The 25848-nt window shown below is 58.9% G+C and carries 23 protein-coding genes and 1 tRNA gene; 22 read left to right on the top strand and 2 right to left on the bottom strand.

Translation table 11 applies throughout. The annotated features are described in order from the left end of the window. The first annotated feature begins 98 nt into the window (after window positions 1-98). The 3 genes from C8D82_RS07445 (at window position 99) to C8D82_RS07455 (ending at window position 3084) form a co-directional block, all read left to right on the top strand. Window positions 99-1064, top strand: a complete 966-nt coding sequence (locus C8D82_RS07445) for a radical SAM protein (protein WP_165832908.1) — start codon at window positions 99-101, stop codon at window positions 1062-1064. 69 nt (window positions 1065-1133) lie between these two features. Continuing rightward, window positions 1134-2402: an ABC transporter permease gene (locus C8D82_RS07450; RefSeq protein ID WP_116883645.1), complete on the top strand. Its 1269-nt coding sequence runs from the start codon at window positions 1134-1136 to the stop codon at window positions 2400-2402. After that, complete coding sequence (locus tag C8D82_RS07455; protein ID WP_116883646.1) at window positions 2395-3084, top strand: ABC transporter ATP-binding protein; 690 nt, start codon at window positions 2395-2397, stop codon at window positions 3082-3084. The genes C8D82_RS07450 and C8D82_RS07455 overlap by 8 nt, the downstream gene beginning before the upstream one ends. Window positions 3085-3098: 14 nt before the next feature. Here the strand turns inward: C8D82_RS07455 and C8D82_RS07460 are convergent, their stop codons facing one another. Then, window positions 3099-3884, bottom strand: a complete 786-nt coding sequence (locus tag C8D82_RS07460; protein ID WP_116883647.1) for a J domain-containing protein — start codon at window positions 3882-3884, stop codon at window positions 3099-3101. Between the two features lie 107 nt (window positions 3885-3991). Here C8D82_RS07460 and C8D82_RS07465 point away from each other — a divergent pair, with 107 nt between their 5' ends. The 10 genes from C8D82_RS07465 to C8D82_RS07510 all read left to right on the top strand — a co-directional run bounded on the left by C8D82_RS07465 (window position 3992) and on the right by C8D82_RS07510 (window position 15431). Continuing rightward, window positions 3992-4405, top strand: a complete 414-nt coding sequence (locus C8D82_RS07465; RefSeq protein ID WP_165832909.1) for a response regulator — start codon at window positions 3992-3994, stop codon at window positions 4403-4405. Window positions 4406-4412: 7 nt separating this feature from the next. After that, window positions 4413-4736 (top strand): HNH endonuclease, encoded by a 324-nt coding sequence (locus C8D82_RS07470; RefSeq protein WP_116883649.1) that lies wholly within the window; start codon window positions 4413-4415, stop codon window positions 4734-4736. A 136-nt stretch (window positions 4737-4872) separates the two neighbouring features. Beyond that, the gene (locus C8D82_RS22285) at window positions 4873-4962 is read left to right on the top strand and encodes an AURKAIP1/COX24 domain-containing protein (protein ID WP_106053758.1); all 90 of its coding nucleotides are present in this window, start codon (window positions 4873-4875) and stop codon (window positions 4960-4962) included. A 116-nt stretch (window positions 4963-5078) separates the two neighbouring features. Continuing rightward, the gene (locus C8D82_RS07480) at window positions 5079-6728 is read left to right on the top strand and encodes a tetratricopeptide repeat protein (protein ID WP_165832910.1); all 1650 of its coding nucleotides are present in this window, start codon (window positions 5079-5081) and stop codon (window positions 6726-6728) included. Next, window positions 6725-7759, top strand: a complete 1035-nt coding sequence (gene rlmN / locus C8D82_RS07485; protein ID WP_116883651.1) for a dual-specificity RNA methyltransferase RlmN — start codon at window positions 6725-6727, stop codon at window positions 7757-7759. Before C8D82_RS07480 ends, rlmN begins: the two co-directional genes overlap by 4 nt. Window positions 7760-7859: 100 nt before the next feature. Beyond that, on the top strand, window positions 7860-9143 hold the full coding sequence (gene tyrS, locus C8D82_RS07490) for a tyrosine--tRNA ligase (RefSeq protein WP_116883652.1): 1284 nt from the start codon (window positions 7860-7862) through the stop codon (window positions 9141-9143). A gap of 143 nt (window positions 9144-9286) precedes the next feature. Continuing rightward, window positions 9287-10147 (top strand): polyphosphate kinase 2 family protein, encoded by an 861-nt coding sequence (locus tag C8D82_RS07495; protein WP_116883653.1) that lies wholly within the window; start codon window positions 9287-9289, stop codon window positions 10145-10147. Window positions 10148-10327: 180 nt separating this feature from the next. Further along, window positions 10328-11083, top strand: coding sequence for a hypothetical protein (locus C8D82_RS07500; protein ID WP_133245106.1), 756 nt, complete (start codon window positions 10328-10330; stop codon window positions 11081-11083). Between the two features lie 207 nt (window positions 11084-11290). Further along, window positions 11291-13135, top strand: coding sequence for a phosphoenolpyruvate carboxykinase (GTP) (locus C8D82_RS07505; RefSeq protein WP_116883655.1), 1845 nt, complete (start codon window positions 11291-11293; stop codon window positions 13133-13135). Window positions 13136-13280: 145 nt separating this feature from the next. Then, the gene (locus tag C8D82_RS07510) at window positions 13281-15431 is read left to right on the top strand and encodes an MlaA family lipoprotein (protein WP_116883656.1); all 2151 of its coding nucleotides are present in this window, start codon (window positions 13281-13283) and stop codon (window positions 15429-15431) included. 715 nt (window positions 15432-16146) lie between these two features. On the opposite strand, the gene C8D82_RS07515 is transcribed toward C8D82_RS07510, so the two are convergent. Next, window positions 16147-16788: a diacylglycerol/polyprenol kinase family protein gene (locus C8D82_RS07515; RefSeq protein ID WP_116883657.1), complete on the bottom strand. Its 642-nt coding sequence runs from the start codon at window positions 16786-16788 to the stop codon at window positions 16147-16149. Between the two features lie 183 nt (window positions 16789-16971). Between C8D82_RS07515 and gyrB the strand changes: the two genes are divergently transcribed. The 9 genes from gyrB (at window position 16972) to C8D82_RS07560 (ending at window position 25799) form a co-directional block, all read left to right on the top strand. Next, window positions 16972-19446, top strand: coding sequence for a DNA topoisomerase (ATP-hydrolyzing) subunit B (gene gyrB / locus C8D82_RS07520; protein ID WP_116883658.1), 2475 nt, complete (start codon window positions 16972-16974; stop codon window positions 19444-19446). Window positions 19447-19470: 24 nt separating this feature from the next. Next, on the top strand, window positions 19471-20553 hold the full coding sequence (recA, locus tag C8D82_RS07525; protein ID WP_116883659.1) for a recombinase RecA: 1083 nt from the start codon (window positions 19471-19473) through the stop codon (window positions 20551-20553). Between the two features lie 27 nt (window positions 20554-20580). Beyond that, the gene (locus C8D82_RS07530) at window positions 20581-23094 is read left to right on the top strand and encodes a tetratricopeptide repeat protein (protein ID WP_116883660.1); all 2514 of its coding nucleotides are present in this window, start codon (window positions 20581-20583) and stop codon (window positions 23092-23094) included. Window positions 23095-23100: 6 nt separating this feature from the next. Beyond that, on the top strand, window positions 23101-23748 hold the full coding sequence (locus C8D82_RS07535) for a MotA/TolQ/ExbB proton channel family protein (protein WP_116883661.1): 648 nt from the start codon (window positions 23101-23103) through the stop codon (window positions 23746-23748). Continuing rightward, complete coding sequence (locus C8D82_RS07540) at window positions 23735-24205, top strand: ExbD/TolR family protein (protein WP_116883662.1); 471 nt, start codon at window positions 23735-23737, stop codon at window positions 24203-24205. Before C8D82_RS07535 ends, C8D82_RS07540 begins: the two co-directional genes overlap by 14 nt. 13 nt (window positions 24206-24218) lie before the next feature. Next, window positions 24219-24944, top strand: a complete 726-nt coding sequence (locus C8D82_RS07545; protein WP_116883663.1) for a hypothetical protein — start codon at window positions 24219-24221, stop codon at window positions 24942-24944. Beyond that, window positions 24941-25186: a hypothetical protein gene (locus C8D82_RS07550; RefSeq protein WP_116883664.1), complete on the top strand. Its 246-nt coding sequence runs from the start codon at window positions 24941-24943 to the stop codon at window positions 25184-25186. The genes C8D82_RS07545 and C8D82_RS07550 overlap by 4 nt, the downstream gene beginning before the upstream one ends. A gap of 5 nt (window positions 25187-25191) precedes the next feature. Continuing rightward, window positions 25192-25614 carry a hypothetical protein gene (locus C8D82_RS07555; RefSeq protein ID WP_116883665.1) on the top strand — a complete coding sequence of 141 codons (423 nt, stop codon included), beginning with the start codon at window positions 25192-25194 and terminating at the stop codon, window positions 25612-25614. A gap of 109 nt (window positions 25615-25723) precedes the next feature. Next, window positions 25724-25799, top strand: a tRNA-Glu gene (locus tag C8D82_RS07560). Window positions 25800-25848: the final 49 nt, after the last annotated feature.

Raw genomic sequence — 25848 nt, forward strand, 5'->3', positions numbered from 1 at the left:
GCGGCGACATCGGCAGGTTGTTGCGGATGCGGCCCGGACAGGGGCGGGAGCTTTGTGCCGGCGCGAAGTACGTATTGGATTTTATGGAGCTATTCGATATGGTCAGGCATTATGTGTTCGGTCCGGTCGCCTCGCGGCGGCTCGGCGTTTCCCTTGGAGTCGATCTCGTTCCGGCGAAAACCTGTTCGCTGGACTGCATCTATTGCGAGGCGCGGCAGACCACCTGTCTTACTCTGGAACGCAAAGAGTATGTTCCGGTTGATGCTGTCATCCGGGAACTCGACGAGGTGCTTTCCGGAAAGCCGGAATTGGATTTCATCACCTTTTCCGGTTCCGGCGAACCTACCCTCAACTCCGGCATCGGCCGGGTCGTCGATTTTCTGAAAACGCGGTATCCGCAGTATCCGGTCTGTCTGCTGACCAACGGTTTTGCGCTCGGCGATCCTGAAGTCCGGCGTGAAATCGCCCGGATCGACCGGGTGGTGCCGTCTCTGGACGCATCGAATACGGAGGAGTTCATCAGGATCAACCGTCCAGCTCCCGGGCTTGAATTCGGCCGGTTTGTGAAGGAACTGACCGCCTACACGCAGACCGCGTCAAGTGAAATCTATCTGGAACTTTTCATCGTTCCCGGCGTCAACGATTCAGATGAGTCGATCCGTCGTTTCGTCGAGATTGTGCGCGGCATGAAGCTGGTGATGGTGCAGCTCAACACATTGGATCGTCCCGGCGTGGTCGACTGGGTGCGCCCGTCGACGCCGGAAAACACGCGGCGCTTTATCCGGGCGCTGGAACCGGTGGTTCCGGTTGAAGCGGTGGGAGCGTTCCGTTACCGGACGCGGGTGCACGAAACGGCGGAAAACCTCTGCACCGATGTCGAACGGCGAATTCTGGAACTGGTGACCCGCCGTCCTGCCACCGTGCCGGATCTGGTCGTGGCGCTCGGAATCCCGGAGGAGGAGGTGCGGCTGCTGCTGGACAGCCTCTTTAAGTTCGGGCTGATCGAGATTGAAAAACAGCAGCGCGGCACCTTTTACGCCGCTGCGCAAAAGATGGAAAAATAGGTTGCGTTTCCCGGTTCGGCATACTATATTACCGGATGCGGTTCAATCATTAAAACGGAAATTCAACGGATGCGGACGGAACTTTTTCTCGCATGGCGCTATCTGAAGCCCAAGCGCAATGCGGTCTCTCTGATTACGGTGTCGAGCATTCTCGGCGTCACGCTCGGCGTGGCGGTGCTGATGGTGGTGCTCGCGGTGATGACCGGTTTCACCGACCTGATGAAGCAGAAGCTGGTCGAAACCCAGGCGCATTTCCAGATTCGCGACAAGTGGCGGCGGGTGATTTCCGATCCGGCTCCGATCATTCAGGCGGTGGAGGCGGCAGGCGGCGAAGCGGCCGCGGTGATTCAGTCGCCGGTGCTGGTGCAGTATGACCGACGCCGGCTCGATATGCAGGTGCTGATGTTCGGGGCTGCGGAACAGGATTTGCGGAACCGTCTCGATTTCAATGTGGCATTGCGTGCCGGAAAGCTTTCACTCGGCAAAAACGAGGTGGTGATCAGCCAGAACATGGCGCTGCGTTGGAATGTGAATGTCGGCGATAAGCTCCTGTTTCACTCCGCAGGGCGGTTGACCGGTCTGGTGAAGTTCAAGCCGGAGGGTGGAGTTGAATTGAATTCGACCGCATCCGCCTATCTGCCCGCCGAATTTACGGTTGCGGGAATCTATTCGATCGGCAAGTACGATTTCGACCGCAGCGTACTGTTTGTGGGGTTGGATGACGCCGCCGACCTGCTCGACTTGCCGTGGGGATGCGCCACTTCGGTGTTCGGCTGGGGGCCGGATCCGTTCGACCAGAAAGCGTTGATCGAAGCGATCCGCAAGGCGCTGCCGCAATACACTGTCGCAACCTGGGAAGAGGACAACCAGCAGTTGCTCGGCGTGCTGGCGGTCGAAAAACGCATGATGTTCTTTCTGCTGATCTTCATCGTACTGGTGGCGGCGTTCAGCATCACCAATACGCTGATCACCTCAGTTTACCAGAAAACCCGCGAAATCGGCGTATTGAAGGCGATTGGAGCCGGAGACGGCAGCGTGACGCTGATTTTCGTGTTGCAGGGCTTCCTGATCGGAGTGGTCGGCAGCGGCGTCGGAACTCTGCTGGGCTGGCTGGTGATTACTTTCCGCAATGACATCATGCACAAGGTTTCAGAGTGGACGCATATGGAGTTGTTTCCGAAGGAACTCTATTTTTTCAATGAGCTTCCGGCGCACATCGTGCCGGGAGATGTCGCATTCATCGTGATTTCGTCGGTGCTGCTGTGCACGCTCGGAGCATTGCTTCCGGCGAGCCGGGCGGCCCGGCTTGACCCTGCAAAGGCGCTGCGCTATGAGTAATCCGGAATTGATCATCGAAGCGGCGGGAGTGACCCGGACCTATCGCGTCGGAACTGCGGAACTGAACGTGCTGCGCGGCGTGGATTATCAGGTTCAACGCGGCAGATGGGCCTGTCTGCTCGGAGCTTCCGGCAGCGGCAAGACGACACTGCTGAATATTCTGGGGGCGTTGGAAAAGCCGACCGCCGGCACGATCCGGGTGGGCGGGGTGGACCTTTCGGCGCTTTCGCGCCGGAGCGCCGCGCATTTTCGCAACCGCTCCCTTGGGTTCGTGTTTCAGGCGTACCACCTGCTGCCGGAGCTTTCGATGCTGGAAAATGTGATGCTGCCGGGGTTATTGGCCGGGAACTCCAGATCTGCGGTCCGCGGGAAAGCGGAGGAGTTGCTGGCGAGAGTCGGACTCTCCGGCCGGTTGAAACACCGCCCGTCGGAACTTTCCGGCGGTGAACAGCAGCGCGCTTCGATCGCGCGCGCTCTGATCAATGACCCGGAACTGCTGCTGGCCGACGAACCGACCGGAAACCTCGATTCCGCGACCGGAAACGGGATTCTGGAGCTGTTCCGCGAGCTTCGCGCCGACCATCCGCAGCGTTCGATCGTGATGATTACGCACAACCGGGACATCGCCGCGCTGGCGGATCAGGTGGACGAGCTGGCCGACGGCGTCCTGCGCCGCCTTTAATTTGAAGATATCGCCTATTTGAGGCGGCGGCGTTCTTCGGAGGACGACAGCTCACGGGCGGCGCGGTTCAGCGACCGGTTTAGCTGCGCGATCATTTCATCGGCGGGATCGGGGATGAATTCGACCGGTTTTCCGACGAAACAGTCGCGGACGCGGCTCCAGACCGGACGAAGGCGGCGGCGGAGCTGGTCCATTTCCTTGCGGACGCCGAGCAGAAGCTGTTGGGGACGGCGGCGCGCGCCGAACTGCAGCGCCAGTTTGTAGTGGTATACTGACGGCCAGTAACGGTCGCTCCGGGCGATAACCCGGGCGAGGTAGACCCGGAATACGATGTTCTGCGGGGCCCGGGCGACGATGAAGCGGAAGCACTCCTCAGCCGCTTCGTTGCGGCGGTGGTCCAGATGGTCGCGCCCTTCCCGGTATTTCATGAAAATTTCGGTCTTTTCCAGATCGGCCAGCAAAGTGGCGAGGGAGGTTTCGGGCGGCGCGTCATTGCCGACGATCAGCTCTTCGAGAATATCGTCGGCTTCGGAGTCCATCACCGGCTGCTGTTTGCGAAGCTGCCGGGTACGCAGTTGTTCTTCCTCATCCAGCCGGGAGATGTCATAACGGCGGCGTTTGAGGCCGTCCGAAAGCGTATCGAATGCCTCGACCAGAATCTGGAATTCGCGGGTTTTGACCGGAGAGTTCTGAAACCGGTCGGGATGGCACTCCTTGGCCCGCCGGTAATAGGCGCGTTTGATCGCCGCAAAATCCGCGGTGGAAGGTACGCCGAGTATCTGGTAAAGGTCGCCAGTCATGAAAATTCTCCCGGAAAATGGTTCAAACGCTTGCCATCGGTTCGAAAATCGAGTATAATATATACGAGGCAAGTGAAGAACGCCAGCGAAGAGGAAAATATTTTAAAATGAGCGATACCATAAAAACCCTTCCGACCGGTTCGGAAACCATCCTGATCGTGGATGATCACGAAACGATCTGGGATTTTCTGATTGAAGCGCTGCAGCAGCTGGGCTATTCGGTTCTTTTGGCCGAAAACGGACTGGACGCCGTGGAAATTTACGAGGCGAATCCGAAGGAGATCGATCTGGTGCTGCTGGATATGATCATGCCCAAGGCGGGCGGCCATCAGACTTTTTATAAAATCCGGTCGCTTGACCCGGAAGCGAAAATCCTGCTGTCGAGCGGATTTGTTTCGGAGGCGGAGGTGCATGACCTGCTTCAGCAGGGGGCGTGCGGTTTCCTGCCCAAGCCCCATCGTCTTCCCGCTGTGGCCCGCGCGATCCGGCAGGTGCTGGATACGGGCCGGATCGCCGGATAAGTTTGAGATGGATGACTGGATTGAGATCAACCGCGACGAGCGGCATATCAAACGGGAGCGTGCCAGGGCGCGCGAATTGCGCAATACTCCTTACTATCAGAATTTGTTCCGGCAGGGAATTTGTCACTACTGCGGTAAAAAATTTTCACGGGAAGAATTGACGCTGGATCACATCGTACCGGTGGCGCGGGGCGGAAAAAGCACGCGCGGCAATCTGGTGGTCTGTTGCCGGGGTTGTAATCAGGCTAAAAAATATCTGACTCCGGCCGAACTGCTCCTGCGGCAGCTGGAACAGCGGAAACCGGCCGATACGGAGGATGAAAACGGCTGAATCGCCGGTTCCGGAGCTTTCCGGCGTAAAAAAATCCGATTTTTTTTGGTTTTGGATGAGCATTTTGGCAAAAATGGGTTAAATTACATACGCAAGTGACATTCTGTATCACCAACGTATTGAAAGAGAGTGCAACATGGGCAACCTGAAAAAGAAACGTCGCAAGAAGATCGCGAAGCACAAACGGAAAAAGCAGCTCAAACTGCTGCGGCACAAGAAGAAGTAAGCCGCAGGGAGCGTTTTCCCGAATTGCGACGCCCGCTTCCGGTTTCTTCGCTGATGCGAACCGCTGGAAACGGGCGCGTTTTTTTTACCGGATACCAGATCAGGGAGATGAGGATCGTGACTGAAAAAGCATGGCTGTTGATGTTGACCGGAATCTGTTGCTGTTCTACCATCTGCGCCGTTCCTCCCGGAGCGGCAATCGCAGCGGACCATCTGCCTGCGGAAGAGGCGGCGACAGCGGCATTTCCCGGGTCGGAACGGGGTCATAAATTGCTGGCGCTGGAAAGTTACCTGCAAAGCTTCCGCTACCCGCCGAACAGTGAGAAGCGGATCGAACTTCTGTTGAACGTTCTCGATCAGGACCCGTCCGCCCGGATGCCTCGGCTGATGCTCGGCAAGGCACTGCTCAGCCGGAAACAGGCGGAAACTTACGCGCCGCGGCTGCTGCTGATCGCCTCCAAACATGCCGGTTCGCTGGAGCTGGTCAACTTCGCGCTGCAGGTCGCGCGGCGCAGCGGAAAGTTCGAGAATGCCGAGTATAAGCTGGTGAATCAGGCGTTGAGATCAGTCGGCGATCCGGCTTCGCTCCCGGATTCGGAGCGGTATCTTTATTTGCGGCTGGCGGATGAAAAACTCGCGGAATACAAAAGAGAGCGCAATTTTGAAGCGGCGGAACAGCTTCTCGACGGACTGCTGAAGAACGAGCGGTTTCCGGAACAGGACCTGATCCGGGAATCCGCCGGGCGTTTCTACCGCTACGCCGCCGACTTTTCCCCGTCGGAACGTCGCTTTCTCGGCCTGCTCCCCTCGCTTCGGAGTGTGTATCAGGATAAATTCGACCGGATTGCGGCCGAGTTGGCCGAATCGGAGGTCAAGTTGCAGACGGTTCCGGAACTTCGTCGTCGGCTGGCTCTCTATCAGAGGATGGGATTGTTCGACGATGCGATGCGGATCGCCCGCAGAATCTATGTGATGCAGCCGAATGAATCCAATCTGGCACAGGAGGTCGATTGCGCAATGAGCGCCGGTCGGTATGACGCGGCTCTGGTGTTGGCGGAGGAGCTGCGCAAGAAATATCCGGCGCTTTCGCGGATCGCGGATATGATCGTCTGCCGTGCGCTGGCCGACTCCGGCCGGATTGAGGAAGCGGTGAAATTTCTGGATCAGCTGCCGCCGGGAAAGTTCCGGACTGAGCAGGAGCTCTATCTCTATTTTCAGGGAAGGGATTACAAAAAATTCCGCAAGGCGTTCCTGGCTTACGACCATAAAACTCCGTGCAAGAGCCCGGAGCTGCTGACATTCGTGCTGGTTGCGGCGGAAAAACTGCGCGATCCCTCGCTGCTGCGGCTGGCGGTGGAACGGCTGAAGAAGATCGACCGGCTGGAGGACCCGCTCTTTGCGAATTCGGTCGGATATATCAGCGCCGAATTGAATATCGACCTGCCGGAAGCGGAACGGCTGATCCGTCTTGCCGTCGCGGTGGACAGCCGCAACAGTGCGTTTCTGGACAGTCTTGCGTGGGTGCAGTTCCGCCGCGGCAACCTGAAGGAAGCGCGGAAGAACATCGAACTTGCGCTGAGCTGCCTGGAATCCCCGGAAGACGCCGGAACGATCCTGTTTCATGCCGGGGAGATTGCGCTTGCCCAGGGAGAACCTGCCGCTGCGCTGGACTATTTCAGGCGGGCGCTCGCTTCGCCGGAGGATATCGAACTCGACCCGGAGGCTGTCCGGGCCCGGATTGATGAATTGGAGAAAACGCAGCAATGAGCCGCCCTTTTCTTGTTGGAACGTCGCCCGCTGTGTTGCGCGAATGGGCGAAATCCCATGATCTGCCTGCCTTCCGCGGCACTCAAATCGCCGACTGGGTGTATAAAAAAGGGATCGTCGAACCGGAACGGATGAACAATTTGCCGCTGCCGGTGCGGGAATTGATCGGAAATGAATTTCTCGCTCCCGGAACCGCGGTGACCGAAACGGCCGGCTCCGGGGACGGTACAGAAAAGCTGCTGCTGACTTTGCAGGACGGCGAAACGATTGAAATGGTGTTGATTCCGGCGGAGGAGCGGTTGACCTTCTGTTTGTCCACGCAGGTGGGGTGTCCGGTGCAGTGCCGCTTCTGCGCCAGCGGCCGCGACGGACTGATCCGCAATCTCGCCGCCGGTGAAATTCTGGAGGAGTTCCTGCTCGGCTGCAGTCGGGCGGGCCGCCGCCCGGACAATCTGGTTTTCATGGGGATCGGTGAGGGACTGCTCAATTTCAGGGAGCTGGCCGCCACGTTGGAGGTGTTGAGTTCCCCGGAGGGATTCGGGATGTCGCCGCGGCGCATTACCGTTTCGACCAGCGGCTATGTGCCGGGAATGCTTAAATTCGCGGAACTGGAGCGGGAATTTACTTTGGCGATTTCACTTCATGCGCCGGATGACGAAACCCGTTCCCGGCTGATCCCGGATAAGCTGCGGTACCCGGTCGCGGAGATTATGGCCGCCGCCGATCTCTATTTGCGCAAAGCGGGGCGGATGGTCACTCTTGAATATACCTTGCTGGAGGGATTCAACGATACTCCGCCCCATGCCCGCGCCCTCGGCGCCCTCGCGGTGCGCCACCGTTGCAAGGTGAACCTGATTCCGTACAATTCCACCGGCGGGGAGTTCCGGCGTCCTTCCCGGCAGGCGATCCGGGAGTTCGAGGAAACCGTGGCGGCCGCCGGCGCGCATGTGACCGTGCGGGTCGAGCGCGGCGCGAAGTCGGTCGCTGCCTGCGGCCAGCTCCGCACCCGTGCGAAGCACCCGGATTCGTGAAAAAATCGGGCAACCCTCTTGCAGTTGAATAAAAACAGGTTATAGTAAACGGTTCAGGCTTTGAGCCGGAACTTTTAATTTTTAACGTTGTGTTGAGAAAATGAACATCTACCAGGAACTGAAGGCTCGCGGCTTCTGCTACCAGCAGACCGATGAGGAAGCGATCGAAAAACTCCTGACCACGGAACAGGTCAAGTTTTACGTCGGCTTCGATCCGACCGGCAACAGCCTCCACGTCGGCCACCTGCTTCCGGTCATGGCGATGCGCCTGATGCAGAAGGCCGGACATATTCCGATCGTTCTGGTCGGCGGCGCGACGGCGCAGATCGGCGATCCCTCGGGACGGATTTCGGCTCGTCCGATGATGACGCTCGAAACCATCGAAGAAAATGTCCGCTGTCTGCGCAACCAGTTGAAGCGATTCATCGACGACGGCGACGGCAAGGCCCATTTCGTGAACAACGCCGACTGGCTGTGCAAGATCGGTTATATCGAAATGCTCCGCGAAGTCGGCAGCATTTTCAGCGTGAACCGGATGCTGGCCCAGGAATCGGTGAAATCCCGTCTGGAAAACGGCCTCTCCTTTCTGGAATTCAATTACTCGATCCTGCAGGGATATGATTTTTACATCCTGAACCGCGACTTCGGCTGCAAGCTGGAAATGGGCGGACAGGACCAGTGGGGCAATATGGTGGCGGGTACCGAACTCGTCCGCCGCAAGAGCGGCAACGAGGTCCAGTGCATGACGATTCCGCTGCTGATGAACAGCAACGGGCAGAAGTTCGGCAAAACCTCCGGCGGCACCAACGTCTGGCTGGATGTGAACCGCACCAGCGTATTCGACTACTACCAGTTCTGGCGCAATTCGGACGACGCCCAGGTGGAAAAGCTGATGCTCTATTTCAGCCCGCTGCCGATCGACGAGATCAAGCGGATCTGCGATCCGGCCGGCAATATCAACCGTGCCAAGGAGATTCTCGCCTACGAGGCGACCTGTCTCGCCCACGGCGAAGCGGCGGCGCGGGAAGCTTTCGTGACCGCCGGCACCCGGTTCGGATTCGCGGACCCGGAGAAAAAAGTGGCCACCACCAGTTCCATTCTGACGGTGGATACCGCGAATGTCCAGGCCGAGCTGCCGACCGCGGAAATCGACGGCGCCGTGTTCGACGATCCGGCCGGAGTGACGGTGGCGAAGCTGCTGGTTCTGGCGGGGCTGTGCAAAAGCAACAGCGACGGACGGCGGCTGATTCAGGGAGGAGCTGTTTCGATCGACGACGAAAAGGTGGCCGATCCGGTCGCCGCGGTAACCCGCGACAGCTTCAAGGCGGGCAGTCTGACGCTGCGCGCCGGCAAGAAAAACTTCCGCCGCGTGATTTTGAAATAACCGCTTTTTCAATCGAATTCGGTATCCGGGGATTTTTTCCCCGGATTTTTTTTGCCGGTGAAATTCACCTCGCCGCCGCGGTGCGGCTTGAGATTGCCGCGGAATGGCTTATTGTAATGGAAAGCAGCAAGGAGGAAAGGTGTATGGACTACCGCGGAAAATTCATGGTGAAGCCGGGCGAAGAGGTGAAGCTCTCTAAAATCGATCCGGACGAAACATTCAAAACCGACAAAGACGCGGAAACGCTGGAGTTGACCGCGAAATACACAAAGGAGCTGACGGAACTTCAGAATCATCTCTATGCGGAAAACCGTCATTCCCTGTTGATCGTACTGCAGGGAATGGATGCCGCCGGCAAGGACGGCGTGATCAACCATGTGCTTGCTCCGTTAAATCCGCAGGGATGTCGCTGTCAGCCGTTCAAGGCTCCGACTGAACTGGAATTGGCGCACGACTTCCTGTGGCGGGTTCACCGCGCGGCGCCGCGCAAAGGAGAAATCGTGATTTTCAACCGCTCCCATTACGAGGATGTGCTGGTGCAGCGGGTGCACAATCTTGTGCCGAAGGAGGTCTGGAGCGAGCGGTACGAATTGATCAACGATTTTGAAAAGCTGTTGTGGAAAAGTGGAACCACGATTGTGAAATTCTTCCTGCACATCAGTGAGGAAGAGCAGCTGAAGCGGTTCAAACAGCGGTTGGAGGATCCGGAGCGCAACTGGAAAATCAGCCAGAGCGATTACTCCGAACGGACCTATTGGGATGAGTATCGGAAAGCTTTCGAAGAAGCGCTTTCCCGCTGCAGCTTCAATCACGCCCCGTGGTATGTGATTCCGTCGAATCATAAATATTTCCGCAATCTGGCGATTTCGCAGATTCTGGCCGATACCTTGCGGGACCTGGATATGCAGATGCCGCCGTGTAAAGTGGACCTGGAAAAAATCCGGCAGGAGTACGAACAGGCCGCCGAGACAATCAGACGGAAAAAGCAGTCCGGCCATTTATGAAAAATGCGGTTTCAGTGATTTTTCAAGGGAAAAAGGTCAAAAAACTGAAAAAAGATGCTAAAAAGAGGGAAAAACTATTTGAATTTTCCTGATTCGATTATACCGTAACAAACAGGGAATGAAAGATGGAAAGTCGCCATCGATCAAAGAATCATCAAAAATAAGGGGATTTTATAGAAAATGGCAGTAGTGTATGGTGCCCTGATGGTATTGGCGTTGATCGGTATGATCATCTGCAGCAAAAAACAGAAGACCAATCCGGCAATGCAGCCTGTCGCGTTCGTGTTGTTCATCGTCGTGGTGATCGGCGCGATCATGCTTCTGCGTGAAATGAATGTGTTCGGCGGCAATGATTCGCTGCTGAGCAACGAACTGAAGTTCTACACTTCGCAGGGTAACGAAGTCGGCAAATTCCTGGCCAAGGAAAACGGCGGCAAAAAGGTTCTCTTTGTGGCCGATCCGGGGTTCGAAACCTCCGACAACATCAAGAGCCTCGTGGATGCGTTCAAAAAGGGGTATGGTTCGGAGAATGTGGTCGTCGACACCATTGCTCTGCCGGACGATCAGAAGGACGCTCCGATGCCGCTGTACATGATCATGAAGGCGAAGGATTTCGATGCGCTGCTTGAAAAGCACGCCGATTGCCAGGTGGTCGTCACCTCCATCGGTCTGCCGGGCGATGTGAACAAAATGAAGTTCTGGAGAATGGCTGCGGACAAGCGCCCGGCGCTCTTCCTGCTGGGCCTTCCCTCCGGCCGCATCGACGGTCTGGCCGACCAGATCAAGAAGGGTGTGGTTGCCGGCGTGGTTGTCTCCAATCCGCAGGCCAAGTACGATGTGCCCGCTCCGAGCGATCCGGCGGAAGCGTTTGCGATCCGCTACATTCTGGTCGACAAGAGCAACGTCGATGCGAATGCGGCCAGCCTGAACAACTGATCCGACGCATTCCGATTGAAAAGCCGAAGGCAAGCGCCTTCGGCTTTTTTCGTATCCGGAAAGGGAGCGGATTCCTTATTCAGGCCGTATAAACCGGAAAAATCAACCGGAGCGTACCTTGTAATGCTACCGGTTCGGGTGTATATTTTAGTGAATATAGAAATTGAAAAGTCCCCAAACCATAATTATCGGAGGAATCAAAAAATCATGTCCAAGCAGCTTAATGCTACCCCGACCAAGAATGAAAAACTGGTCAAGTGGGTCAATGAGTGGGTTGCGATCTGCAAGCCCGACGCGGTTTACTGGTGCGACGGCTCCAAGGAAGAGTACGATCGTCTCTGCAACGAACTGGTCGAATCCGGCCTCGCCATCCGTCTGAATCCCGCGAAGCGCCCGAACAGCCTGCTGTTCCGCTCCGACCCGTCCGACGTCGCCCGCGTTGAAGCCCGTACTTTCATCGCTTCCGAAAAGAAGGAAGACGCTGGTCCGACCAACAACTGGATTGACCCCAAAGAGCTGAAGAAGACTATGCTCGGGCTGTACGACGGCTGCATGAAGGGCCGTACCATGTACGTTATCCCGTTCTCGATGGGTCCGGTCGGCTCCAACATCGCCAAGATCGGCGTTGAAATCACCGATTCCGCGTATGTCGTGATCAACATGGAAGTGATGACCCGTGTCGGCACCAAGGTGCTCGATGTCCTCGGCGACAACGGCGAATTCGTCCCGTGCGTGCATTCGGTCGGCAAACCGCTGGCTCCCGGCGAATCCGACAACGGCATCTGGCCGTGCGCGCCGATGGACAAGAAGTATATCGCCCACTTCCCGGAAACCCGTGAAATCTGGTCGTTCGGCTCCGGTTACGGCGGCAACGCGCTGCTCGGCAAGAAGTGCCTTGCGCTGCGTATCGCCAGCGTCCAGGCCCGCGACGAGGGCTGGATGGCCGAGCACATGCTCATCCTGAAGCTGACCAATCCGAAGGGTGAAGTCAAGTACGTCACCGGCGCTTTCCCGTCGGCCTGCGGCAAGACCAACCTCGCGATGCTGATTCCGACCATTCCGGGCTGGAAAGTCGAGACCGTCGGCGACGACATCGCCTGGATGAAGTTCGACAACGAGGGCAACCTCCGCGCGATCAACCCGGAAGCCGGTTTCTTCGGTGTCGCTCCGGGCACCAGCATGAAGTCCAACAAGAACGCGATGCTCTCCTGCGCCAAGGACACCATCTTCACCAACGTCGCGCTGACCGACGACGGTGACGTCTGGTGGGAAGGCATCGGCTACGACGCCCCGGATCACCTGATCGACTGGAAGGGCAAGGATTGGAAACCCGGCCAGGTCGATGCGGAAGGCAAGCCGGTCAAGGCCGCCCATCCGAACGCCCGTTTCACCGCCCGCGCCTGCAATTGCCCGGCGATCGCCGCCGAGTGGGAAGATCCTGCCGGCGTGCCGATTGCGGCGTTCCTGTTCGGCGGCCGTCGTCCCTCGACCCTGCCGCTGATCTATCAGGCGAAGAGCTGGGAACACGGCGTGTTCATCGGTTCGACCGTCGGCTCCGAAGTGACCGCCGCCGCGCTCGACGTGAAGGCCGGCACCGTCCGTCGCGACCCGTTCGCGATGCTGCCGTTCTGCGGCTACAACATGGGCGACTACTTCAAGCACTGGCTGGAAATCGGCAAGAAGGGCGCCGCCCAGGGCAATCTGCCGAAGATTTTCTGCGTGAACTGGTTCCGCAAGAGTGTGGAAGGCAAGTTCATGTGGCCGGGCTTCGGCGATAACAGCCGCGTGCTGGCCTGGGTCTTCGACCGCTGCAACGGCGACGGCGCCGCGAAGGAAACCGAAATCGGCGCGATGCCGACTGAGGATGCGATCGATCTCAAGGGAATCGAGGACGAAGTCAGCAAGGCTGACCTCGCCGAGCTTCTGAAGGTCGACGTCGAAGGCTGGAAGAACGAGCTTGCGATGATCAAGGAACACTACAAGAAGTTCGAAGGTCATCTGCCTGCCGAGCTTTCCAAGCAGCTCGAGGAACTCGAAGCGCGCCTGAAGTAATTCAGTCACGGTTTGACTCAAGACGGCCGGGATTTTTCCCGGCCGTTTTTCTTTTTACCCTCACTTTCCGCATCCCGCTTGAAATAAGGAAAACCGAACGATATATTACAATATGTTCTGATGATGAAAGATTTTGGAGGAGAACATGAATCGTTTTTCGGGAGTACGCCGCAATGCCGCAAAATCGCGGAAAATCCGGCTGGGACTGTGGTTGCCGGCTCTCTGCGTGTTGCTGTGGACGGCCGGATGCGCGACCGCGCGGACTGCCCCGGATGAAACCGGTGCAGTTGCCGCCCATACGGGGCCGTGGACGCTGACGGAGTTGACCGATGAATTGGGCGGGCCTGATCCGATAGAGGGATTCAACCGGGCGATGTTCAGCGTCACCGATTTCGTGATGGTCTGGATTGCGGACCCGGTGGGGCGGGTTTATACGACGATTCTGCCTCGTCCGGTGATCGAACATTTCGACAATGTCTGCAAAAATCTGGAATTTCCCGCCCATGCGTTCAGCAGCCTCGGCCGCGCCGAATGGAAGGGAGCGTGGGATGAGACTGCCCGTTTCCTGCTCAATACCACCGTCGGCATCGCGGGGATTTTCGATCCCGCCGCCCATTGGTTCGATATTTATCCGACGGATTCGGATTTCGGGCTGATGTTCTGCGACTGGGGGATCGGGCCGGGTTGCACGTTCATGCTGCCGCTCGTACCTACGGTCAATGTGCGCGATACGGTCGGATATCTTTTCGATACGGCTTTCGACCTTAAAACCTACATTCCCTATGCCGGTTATGCAACGGCTTTGAACCGGATGACGATAGCGGAACGCGATTACTCCAAATTGCGGGCAGGCAGCTCGGACCCCTATAAGTCCTATCGCGAAATGATGCTGGCACGCCGGGAATTGCAGCGGCGCATGTGGTTCTACCGTGCGAAAAACGCCGCTGCCGAACAGCGGCGGAAACTGGAAAAGGAACCGGTTCCGGTTGAGGAGCCGCATGTTGACGCTCCGGCTCCGCGCCCGGCGTGGGTGACGGCCGGGTGGAAGCAGATTCCCGGTTACCGGCCGCAGAGCCCGGTGCTGGATACCATGCGGGTCGCCCGGTTCAATGCGCAGAATGACGATGACCCGTGGTATATGCGCCTTTCCTTCCTGAACGGCGATTTCAGCCGGCAGTGCGAAGACGGCGAACTGGAACTTGCACCGGATACTCCGCCGCTGCATTACGGTTTCTGGGCCGCTCCGGAGCCGGAAAAGGATCAGAAGGGGGAACCGGTTCCGCTGCCGGAAAAGCTGGCGATCCTGATTCCCGGCATCGGCGGCAACTATTTCGGCATGACCTCGACCGCGCTGGCGGAGCTGCTGCATCTGCATGGATATGCGGTGCTTTCGCTGGACAGTCCCTTTGCGTGGCAGTTCATGGTGGCGACCGGCAACAGGCGGCTGCCGGGGTTTCTGCCTGACGATGCCGCTGAAATCCGTGCCGTATTGCCCGGAATCCTCGGCAACCTGAAAAAAGACGGGCTGATTCGTGATCCGCAGATTGTGATGCTCGGTTATTCGATGGGGGCTTTGGAAACATTGAAGATTTCGGAACTGGAGGAGAAGGACAACACCCTGAATATCAAACGGTATCTCGCGATCAATCCGCCGGTCGAACTCTCCAACGCGATCGACCGGGCCGATGCGCTGGCGCAGACCGGTTCCGGCTGGAGCAGCGCCGAAGCGATCGATCAGTTGAGCGATGTGGCGGGAAAGGGATTGTCGGTCCTGTCGCGGACCGCTCCGCCGTATGATCCCGCCGCCGGTGGGGAACCGGGATTCGATTACCGTTTGCCGGTTTCGCAGGAGCAGGCCGAGTATGTCGCGGCGCTCTATTTCAAAACCTGCCTGCGCCATCTGCTGCTTTTTGCTCACAAGGAGCGCACGCTTCCTCAATTTCAGAATGAGTACCGCTGGGGAAAACGCAATGCGCTTTACCATGAGATCGACAAGATCGGTTTCAGGGAATACGCTGAAGAGTTTCTGGCTCCTGAATACCCCGATATTCCGTTGGCCGAGCTTTACCGGCAGTCCGGCATGCGCTCTTTCGCGGAGTCACTCAAGCGCAACCCGGAAGTGCGCGTGATCCAGAGCTTCGACGATTTCCTGCTGACCGAAGAGGACCGCAAATGGCTTGACGCCACATTCGGCAAGCGGCTGACCTGGTTCGACCACGGCGCCCACCTCGGCAACCTTTACACCCTCCCCGTGCAACAGCAAATTATCGCCGATCTCGAACTTCCCGCCGAATAATGTGGGATTTCGCCTTCGGCGAGCAGGGCGCTTCGCCCCTGCACCCCGACCGGCAAGGTGCCGGCGCCGGGTACTTAGATCCGGGAAAGGCGAAACGCCTTTCCCTCCGGGCGGGGGAGGCTCCGCTGTGGACAGGCAAGCGAGTACCTGAGCGGCACACTGCTCCGGTCGGCGCAAAGCCTGCTTTTTTGCAGGCTTTAGGCACTCCCTGCACCTGCTGCCGCCGGAGGTCACGCGCGGAACGGCCAGATGCTGACCGGGTAATAGAAAGATACCCTGATGGAGGCTGATAAGAGTTTATCTGCCGATATACGCAAAGCGAGGTCAGGCAACAATACAATTGCCATATCACAGGCAAGCATCTTGGAATACGAACCTTACTGAACCTTGCCTGTATTATGAGGATAGGCAGAGTTCAGCCTCCATGAGTGTAATTTCACATCAGATGGTCAGCATCTGGAGGTTCCGCGCGTGACCTCCGGCGGCAGCAGGCGCAGGGAGTGCCCGGCGTCGGCAAAAAAGCCGACGCGGTCGCCGACCGGAGCGGTGTGCCGCTCCTGTACAACCATGCCTGTCTCTACCGGGGCCTCCCCCACCCGGAGGGAAAGGCGTTTCGCCTTTCCCGGATCTAAGTACCCGGCGCCGGCACCTTGCCGGTCGGGGTGCAGGGGCGAAGCGCCCTGCTCGCTCCAAAGGAGCGAAATCCCTTTGCGGACTACAGGAGGAAAGCGAGCTGGAGGGCGAGTCCGACGATCAGGGGAATGGAAAAGTTGTCGTCCAAGCGGAGCTGCTTTTCAAAAAGCTCGGCGGCGGCGGCCGGGAAGAGTGCGAGATAGCCGGCAAAATAGAATTTGCACGGCGCTCCGGTGACGGCGAAGAGAATGGAAAGCGCGACGGCTCCGACGACGATGAAGGCGGCGACTCCCTCATAGCTTTTGTTGTTCGGGGCCTTGTGGCGTCCGAACCGGCGGCCGACCAGAGCGGCGGCGGCGTCTCCGGTCAGCATCACGGCGAGAGCTCCGGCGGCGGCGAGCGGAGCGTACAGGATCACCACAAGAAGCGCGGCGGCGAGCACATAGGCGCCGCCGGAGACGATCCAGGCGCCGGGCGCGGGCGGCTTGCGCAGCATTTTCCGGAAGAAGAAACCGTACATCGGAGCCATCACCGGCCAGTTGCAGGCGTAGGCGTGTTCAAACAGCAGCGTGATGACCAGCAGGACCGCGAAGATTGCGGCGGTAATGCGCCAGTCCGGGATCAGGATGATCGCAACGACCATCCACAGCGAGGAGAGGTGGATCCCTTTGCGCTTCAACTCTTCAAAATAAGTAATCTGAGGATGCGGAGTGTCCGGTGCCATGGCAGAAATTCCTTTCGTTTGTGAAATATAGCACCGGATCGGAAGCCCTGCCAGCGCAGAGGAAAAAAATCCCCGGAAAGAATGGGAAAAACTCATACATTTCCCCTCGGAAAAGATTGAATTTTAACAGGGAAGGTGTATGTTAACCCATTACAAGACAACTATTGGGAGAATACGAGCGACATGAGTGAAAATTCCGTTGACATAACAGGTTCCGCATCCGAATACAGCGCAAGCAAGATCACGGTGCTGGAGGGCCTTGAAGCCGTCCGCGTCCGTCCGTCCATGTATATCGGCGATACGGGCCAGCGCGGTCTGCACCACCTGGTTTATGAAGTCGTCGACAACTCGATCGACGAAGCGCTGGCCGGTTATGCCAGCCATATTGAAGTGACCATCCATTCGGACAACTCCATTTCCGTCGAGGACGACGGCCGCGGCATCCCGGTGGACATGCACGAGGGGGAACACAAACCGGCTGTCGAAGTGGTGCTGACGATCCTGCATGCCGGCGGCAAATTCGACCACAACTCCTACAAGGTTTCGGGCGGTCTGCACGGCGTCGGCGTCTCCTGCGTAAACGCGCTTTCCGACTGGCTGGTCGCGGAGGTTTACCGGAACAGCAAAGCGTACACGATCCGGTTTGAACGCGGCGTCACCGTCGATCCGCTCCGGGAACTGGGGCCGACCACCAAGCGCGGCACCCGCGTTTCCTTCAAGCCGGACGGGACGATCTTCCCCGACACGGTCTATGTGTGGGATATTCTGGCGAAACGGCTGCGCGAACTGGCGTTCCTGAATTCCGGCATCCGGATCACCCTGACCGACGAACGGCTTGAAGAAGGGCAGACGGCCGGGCGTTCCGAAACCTTCCACTACGAAGGCGGCATCCGCGAATTCGTGTCGATGCTCAACGTGAACAAGACGGTGATCAATCCCGATGTGATCTATTTCCACCGCGAACGCAACGGCATCGACGTGGAAGTGGCGATGCAGTACAACGACGGCACCGCCGAAAACATCTACAGCTACGCGAACAACATCAACACCATCGAAGGCGGTTCGCACCTGACCGGCTTCCAGACCGCGCTGACCCGCACCATCAACAACTATACCAAAACGATGATGAAGAACGACACGCCGCTGTCGGGAACCGACGTGCGCGAAGGCTTGTCGGCGGTGATCAGTGTGAAGGTGCCGGATCCGCAGTTCGAGGGGCAGACCAAAACCAAGCTCGGCAACTCCGAGGTGCGCGGCATCGTGGAGTCGGTGATCAACGACGAACTCGGCGCCTATCTTGAGGAGCATCCGAAGATCGCGGAGAACATCGGCAACAACGCGATGCTCGCCTCCCGTGCCCGCGAAGCGGCGCGCAAGGCCCGCGAAACCGTCCGCCGCAAGGGCGCGCTCGAAGGCATCGGCCTGCCGGGCAAGCTGGCGGACTGCTCCAACCGCGATCCTTCCATGTGCGAACTCTATATCGTCGAGGGCGATTCGGCGGGCGGCTCGGCGAAATCGGGCCGCGACAGCGGTTTCCAGGCGATTCTGCCGATCCGCGGAAAATTGTTGAACGTGGAGAAGGTCCGGTTCGACAAAGTGCTGGAAAACAAGGAGATCCAATCGCTGATCTACGCGATCGGCTGCGGCATCGCCGAGGAGTTCGACGTTTCCAAGGCGCGTTATCACCGCGTGGTCATCATGACCGATGCCGATGTGGACGGCTCGCACATCCGGACCTTGCTGCTGACCTTCTTCTTCCGGCAGATGAAGCCGCTGATCGAAGCCGGCTACGTCTATATCGCGAAGCCGCCGCTTTTCAAGGTGACCAAGGGGCGCAAGGAGCAGTACATCGATACCGAGGACCAGCTCGACAGCTATCTGGTTCGCCTCGGCGAGGAGGACCTGACTGTGAAGAACGGCGACGGCGAGCTCCTGACCCCCGAACAGGTCAGTGCGCTGGTGCAGTTGTACACCAAGGTGTCGAAGGCCGCCGCTGGCATCCGGCGCTGCGGTATCGATCCGCACGAATACTTCAACGCGATCACGCCGGAAGGCCGCTGCCCGGTCAGCCATGTGACGATCCGGGAAAACGACGGCACCCAGACTGCCCGCTATCTCTATTCGCCCGAGGAGCAGCTCAGTTTCATCACGGAAACCGAACTGCGCCTGGGCGGAACTCCGGCGGCGGACGAGACCGAAGAGCAGAAGAAAGAGCGGACGGCCGAACTGGCCCGGCATATCGACCTGGTCAGCATTTTTGAAGCCGCCAACTGTCAGGAGCTGACCGCGGAGCTCGCGGCCCACCGGCTCCGGCCGAATCAGGTGTTCGACAGCGGCACCGGCGCGAAATACACCGTCAAGGCCGGCGACAACCAGCCGGAAAATCCCGCCAATTCGCTGGAGGAGCTCTTCAAGCTGGTCCGTCAGAACGGCCAGGCCGGACTGCGCATTCAGCGGTACAAGGGGTTGGGCGAAATGAACGCCGAGCAGTTGTGGGAGACCACGATGGACCCGGCGACCCGTACGATGATCAAGGTGCGTATGGAGGATGCGGTCGAAGCCGACCAGATCTTCAATCTGCTGATGGGCGATGTGGTGGAACCCCGCCGCGAGTACATCGAGAAGCATGCCGCCGGCGTCAAAGACCTCGACATCTAATCAAACAACACAGGAGTCAATATCATGGCCGACAAGGAAGCCAGGAATAATATAAGCAAGGACAAGAGCCTTGAAATCGCGATCAGCCAGATCGAAAAGGAGTTCGGCAAAGGATCGATCATGCGTCTCGGCGACACCGGGGCCGCGATGACCGATGTGGTCGCGATCAGCACCGGTTCGATGGCGCTGGACCTCGCGCTCGGCATCGGCGGCGTGCCCGCCGGCCGGATCGTGGAGATTTTCGGACCCGAATCAAGCGGCAAGACCACTGTCTGTCTGCATGTGATTGCGAATGCGCAGGCCAAAGGCGGCAAGTGCGCGATCATCGATGCGGAGCATGCGATTGATCCGGGCTACGCGAAGAAGATCGGCGTCGACATCGACAATCTGCTGATTTCGCAGCCGAACTGCGGTGAGGACGCGCTGAACATCTGCGATACGCTGGTCCGTACCAACGCGATCGACGTTCTGGTGATCGATTCGGTCGCCGCGCTGGTGCCGAAGGCGGAAATCGAGGGTGAGATGGGCGATTCCCACGTCGGATTGCAGGCCCGGCTGATGTCGCAGGCGCTGCGCAAGCTGACCGGTGCGGCCAGCCGCAGCAAGACCTGTATCATCTTCACCAACCAGATCCGCGAAAAGATCGGCGTGATGTTCGGCAACCCCGAAACCACTCCCGGCGGCAACGCGCTCAAATTCTACGCGTCGATCCGCATGGACATCCGCAAGACCACCGTGATCAAGGACCCGGCCGGCAACATCATCGGCAACCGCGCCCGCGTGAAGGTGATCAAGAACAAAATGGCGCCTCCGTTCCGGGTCGCCGAATTCGACATCATGTACAACGAGGGCATTTCCAAGGCCGGTTCGCTGCTGGATGTGGCGACCGACATGGGAATTCTGGAAAAGCGCGGCTCGTGGTTCAGCCTCGACGGCGAACAGCTCGGGCAGGGGCGCGACCAGACCAAGGCGCTGATTGCCGCCAGTCCGGAGCTTCAGCAAAAACTGATGGACCGGATCAATGCCAAGATCAAAGGCGGAGAAGCTTCCGCCCCGATGGAGCTTCCCGAAGAGTCAGCCGAACCGGCTCCCGCTCCGGAAGCCTGATCCGGCCTGAACCGGAGAGCCGGCAAGTTGAAGAACTTCTTCACCATTACGGAAACGGCGTTCGCGGCGATGCTTCTGGCTTCCGCGGTCGCCGTCCATGCCGCCGACGAGGCGACCGAACGGCGGCTGGGCATCCGGGCCGTCGCGAACGGCGATTATTCCAATGCCGTCAACTTCTTCAAGAGCGCCCTCGCTCTTTCCGGAGAGGATCAGGAGAAGTGGGCCGCCAATGCGGTTGACCTCGCCGCCGCGAAGCTGCGCACCGGAGATCTGGCGGGGGCCAGGGAGCTGCTGGCGGAATTCCGCAGTCGTTTTCCTGCCCGTTCCGCCGGCTTGCTTCCCGGTGAGATCATGATCGCGGAGCGCAAATACGACGATGCGGAAAAGTTCTTTCAGAGCCTTGCCGCCAGTGCGGCCGATCCTGAATTGAGCTGCCAGGCACGCTATGCGCTGGCACTCTCCCGGCTCCATCAGAATAAGTTTCCGGCGGCGCTCGCCGATCTGGAACAGCTGGAACGGGAAAATGCCGATCTCCCCTCCTGGGCGGCTCGCGCCCATCTGACCCGCATCTATACGCTGCTGGCTTCCGGGGATCTCAAAACCGCCGAGGAGTTGCTCAAACAGGACAAATACCGCAAAGAGCTTCCGGACCGCTACCGCCGGCTGGAGCTGGCCCTGATGCTGAAACGGCGGCAGTTCGACTCCTTCTATCGGCTTTGGCCGGAGATTGCCGCTGAAGCGGGCGACCGCCAGGACAAGCTGCTTTATGACCTTGCGGTCTCCGGGGCGTTGCAGGCGGCGGCGGCCAAACAGTATGACGCGGCGGTTCGGCTGTTGAACGACGGTTTCCGTTTTGCCGGAAACGATCTGGAGAGGCGCAATGCACTGCGCGAATTGATCAATGTCGACGCCGTGGTCGATCCGGAGCGGGCGGCTGATGCGATTAAACGTTACCTGGAATTTTTCCCGGAAGCGAACGACCGGACCGAACTTTTACTGCGCGGTGCCCGGCTGCTGGCTTCCGTGAAATCCTATGACCGGGCGATTGCGCTTTTCACGCAGGTGACCGGGGACAACCGGATTCCGACTGAACAGCGGCTCGGGGCGGCGCGGGAAGCGGCGGTCACCGCGCAGGCGGCGGGCCGGCCGGAGGTCGCGCGCCGGATGTACCGGTATCTGATCGAACAGGCGGAGACGCCGGATCAGAGGCTGGAGGGAAACTATCTGTTCGGCGAGTACTCATTCCGGGAGAAAAATTTCCGCCAGGCCGCCAACCTGTTGAAAACAGTCGCCGATTCCGGTTCCAACCGGGCCGATGCGGCCCGTTACCGGCTGTTGCAGTCGCTGGTGGAGCTGAAGCGGTATAAAGAGGCCGAACCGGTTGCGGAGGCGCTGCGTCGTTCCCCGGTGCAGACTCATGCCACCAGTGCTGATTTCTACCGTGCGCTGCTGCTGGAAAAAGCGGGGCACAGCGCGGAGGCGCGCAGCGAATATCTGAAATTTCTGGTTGCGCATCCGGATTCGGAGTACAGTCCCCGGGCGTTGTTCAGTGCGGCGGAACTGGCGATGGAGCTGCGGGAGTATCCGGCGGCGGTCCGCGAGTTCTTTGAATTTGCCGAAAAGAATCCGAAATCCGACAGCGCTCCCGCCGCGCTCTATCAGGCGATGCAGTCCGGTTACTTCGCCAGAAACGCGGCGGAAACCCGGCGTGCGATCGAGCTGCTGGAGAAGAAATACCCGGAATCCCCGGTGGTGATCGAAAGCCGCCTGCAGCTGGCCGACTACCTGATCCGGGACGCAGATTACGACGGGGCGCTGGCGCAGCTGGCGGAAGTGGAAAAATATCCTGCCGCCAAATCTCCGGAGACCGCCTCCGAATTGCTGTATGATCACGCCAGGATTGCGCGTCTTCAGCGTCAGGATGAAGACGCTCTGAAGTTTCTGGAACAGCTGTTGAAAGAGCATCCCTCCAATGCGTTCGGCGCTGAGGCCGCGCTGTCCGCCGGAAACCTCAAGGCCGATCAGGGGAATTACCGGGAGGCGTTGAAATTCTACGAGCGCGCGCTGACGCTGGGGCCGGCGGGACGCAACGCCGAATTGACCCGGGGCCGGATCGCCGACGCCAGATACAACATTTATGCCGAAACGCTCGATAAGAACGACCTGGACCAGGCGGCCGCGATCTACCGGGAGCTGGCCGACGGTTCGGGCAATCCGCAGGTGATGCTGCAGAGCCTGTACAAATACGGCAAATGCTGCGAATTGATGGATGAGCGCGAGGACGCGCTTCGCGCCTACGAGAAGCTGCTTTATCTGGCCGGAGACCTGCAGCGGCGCGGCATTGCGCCGGACCCGGTCTGGACAAGCCGGGGGGCCTATCAGGCGGTGCTGCTGAACCTGAAGGACGGCACTCCCGCCAGCGCCCGGCGCGCGCTCGAAGACATCCGGCTTTATGAGGAATTGAAACTGACCGGCGCCGGAGAGGACTTCGCCCGGATCAAACAGGAAATCAAACAGCGTTACAACCTCGAGGAGAAGTGACGGTTTATGCTTTATACGCAACTCATCGATGACGGCGGCCCGATCATGTGGGTCATTCTGGCGGGAAGCCTGATTGCGGTTTTCGTCTTTCTGAAAAAGGTCTTCCAGTTCCACCGCGAAGAGATCAACGTGCGCGAACTGCTGCGGGGACTTTTCAACGTGCTGAAACGCGACGGCTTCGTCGAGGCGATCACACTGTGCGACAATACGCCCGGCCCGGCGGCGCGGCTGCTCGGCGCGGCGATCCTGGCATACGAGCGCGGCGACGAGGACATCCGGCAGGCGATCGACGACGCGGCCCTCGAAGAGATGCCCAAACTGGAGCGGCACATCAACCTGCTCGGCACCATCGGTTTCGTGATGCCGCTGATCGGCTTTCTCGGAACGGTGCTGGGAATGATGCGCGCGTTTCAGGTGGCGGCCAATGCTGAAGCACTCTCCGCGGAACGGATTTCCGAGGCGGTGAACATGGCGCTGATCACCACGGCTTCCGCGCTGGTGGTCGCGATTCCGTGCTACATCGCTTATAACTATCTGGTGGCCCGGGTGAATTCGATCACGCTGGACATGGAAAAGGCTTCTCTGGAAATCATGAATTTCTTTGAACGGCGCGAGGCCGAAAAGACGGGGGCTCTGCAGCATGATAAAAAGTGAAATCGGCAAACGGCGCTACCAGACCCGGTTAAAGCCGCGTTCCGGCTGGCCGGAGCTGACCGCGCTGATCGACGTGATGTTTCTGACGCTGCTTTTTTTGTTTCTGTCGGCGTCGTTCGTGCGGGTTTCCGGGGTCAAGGTGGAGCTGCCGAAGGTGCGGGTTTCCAGCGCGGTCAGCCTGGAACGCTTCATTGTGACGGTGGTGCCGCCGGCTTCCGCCGGACAGCCGCACCTTTTCTATTTCAATGACCAGCCGGTTTCGCTTGAAATGCTCAAGCAGCGGCTGGCGGAGGTCAGCGGGCGGTCCGGAAACGCGTCGATCATCATCCGGGCCGACCGCCGGGTGCCCTTTGAGCAGGTCGCGCAGGTGATGGCATTGGCGGAGGCGGCGAAGCTCTCCAGCTTCATCGCCGTGGTTCCCGCCTCCGCGAGTCAGGAAACCGTATTCGGCCAGTAAGGCGGAAAAAGTGATGCGCAAGAAAATTCTGTTCAGCAAACCGGTGAATTATGCTCCGGTGATTGCGGCCGAAGCTGCGGCCGTAACACTGGCGGTTCACGCTGTGCTCTTTCTGGCGACCGGCTACCAGCCGGAAAAACGGAATTTGCCGAATACCGGGGAGAGCAGCATCACATTGCTCAATCTCGACGCCCCCCGGGAGGGAGTGGAAAGCCTGAAGCACTGGCTGGCGGTCCATGATCCGGCCCTATTCTCCCGCAGTGACAGTCAGGCGGGTTACATGGCGCTGTTGCAGGCGCCTGTGCTTCGCGATTATACCGGAACCCGTCCCCGCCTGGAGGTGACCCTGCCGGAAGAACGCCTGCCCGGTTACAAGCCGCTGCGGCCGCTGCATATGGAGCAGGGGGATTCCTGTCAGGAGCTTCGGTACATTCCCCATAAAAATACGGTGGAAGCCGCGCCGCCGCAAAAGCCGCTGGTTTTCGACGCGGACAATCGTCCGCTGTCGCTTTCGCGGCTCGCGGCGCCGGTCGGACGCGGCGCGAAATTGCCGACGGTGGTGCAGTGCCGTAAAAGTGGGAAAGTGATGCGCCTGACGCTGATTTCCGGCTCGGGCGACGCCGGATTGGATTCCCGGGCGCTGCAGGCGCTGGCCCGTTCCGGCGATGAACTGCCGGAAGAGTCGGCGGTCATTACGGTTTACTGGCCGGGAACCGCCGGAGAGGAGAGTGGAAAATGATCGGAATGAGTTTCGCGGATGCGTTGTTCGTTTATTTCCTGCTGTGGCTGATTTTTCTGGCGATCCTGTGGTGGCGGGAGCTTTCCCGGGTCAAGAGTTATGAGTGGCACCTGAGCAACAGCCGGCTGTTCCATTGCGACAGCTGCCACCATTCGTTCATCATCAAGGAGGCGGTCAATCTTACCCGTTGTCCGCGCTGCAACTCAATCTGTATCTGCCGCAACCGGCGGGATCTGGAGTAGCCGTCATGAAATTATCCGTGCTTGTCCGTCTGGTTCCGGTCGCCGCGCTGCTGCTGGCCGGCTGCGAAAGCCTGCCGCCGGGAGTGCCCCCGAAGGATGACATCGTCAAAAACGATCCGCCTGCCGGGGAGTTGTCGCCGCGCAAGGCGGAGAATCTGCTGATCACCGCACTTGGACTCTATACACTGCGGGAGATGCCCGGCATCGGGATTGCGCTGAACTCCGATCAGGCGACGCTGATACCGGCGGCGCGGATTCTGAAAGGGATGGGAGCGATGAGCGGCGTCAGGTTCGATTCGCAGGCGCAGGTGGAGTTGCGTTCCAGTGCCGACGGGAACAGCTGGAACTTTGAGTTGTTCGACCGCAAAAGCAAGACGGTCCTGTGGCATGAGGAAGTGCCGGTTGTGATGAATGGGCAGGACCGGTAGCGGATCTGCGGGAACTGATGGAAAACACTCCCGACTTTTTTCCGTTTTTTTTACCTTCCCGATTTGCAAAATTGAAAAAGTCTCCTATATTAAGCACCATGTTCCAAACGTCCCTATCGTCTAGAGGCCTAGGACACCGGGTTTTCATCCCGGCAACTCGGGTTCGAATCCCGATGGGGATGCCATTTCGCATCAGTCGGTTACATCGGAAATAACGATGTGACCGATTTTTTT

This window comes from Victivallis vadensis, from assembly GCF_003096415.1.
In the GTDB taxonomy this organism is placed as follows: Bacteria; Verrucomicrobiota; Lentisphaeria; order Victivallales; family Victivallaceae; genus Victivallis; species Victivallis vadensis.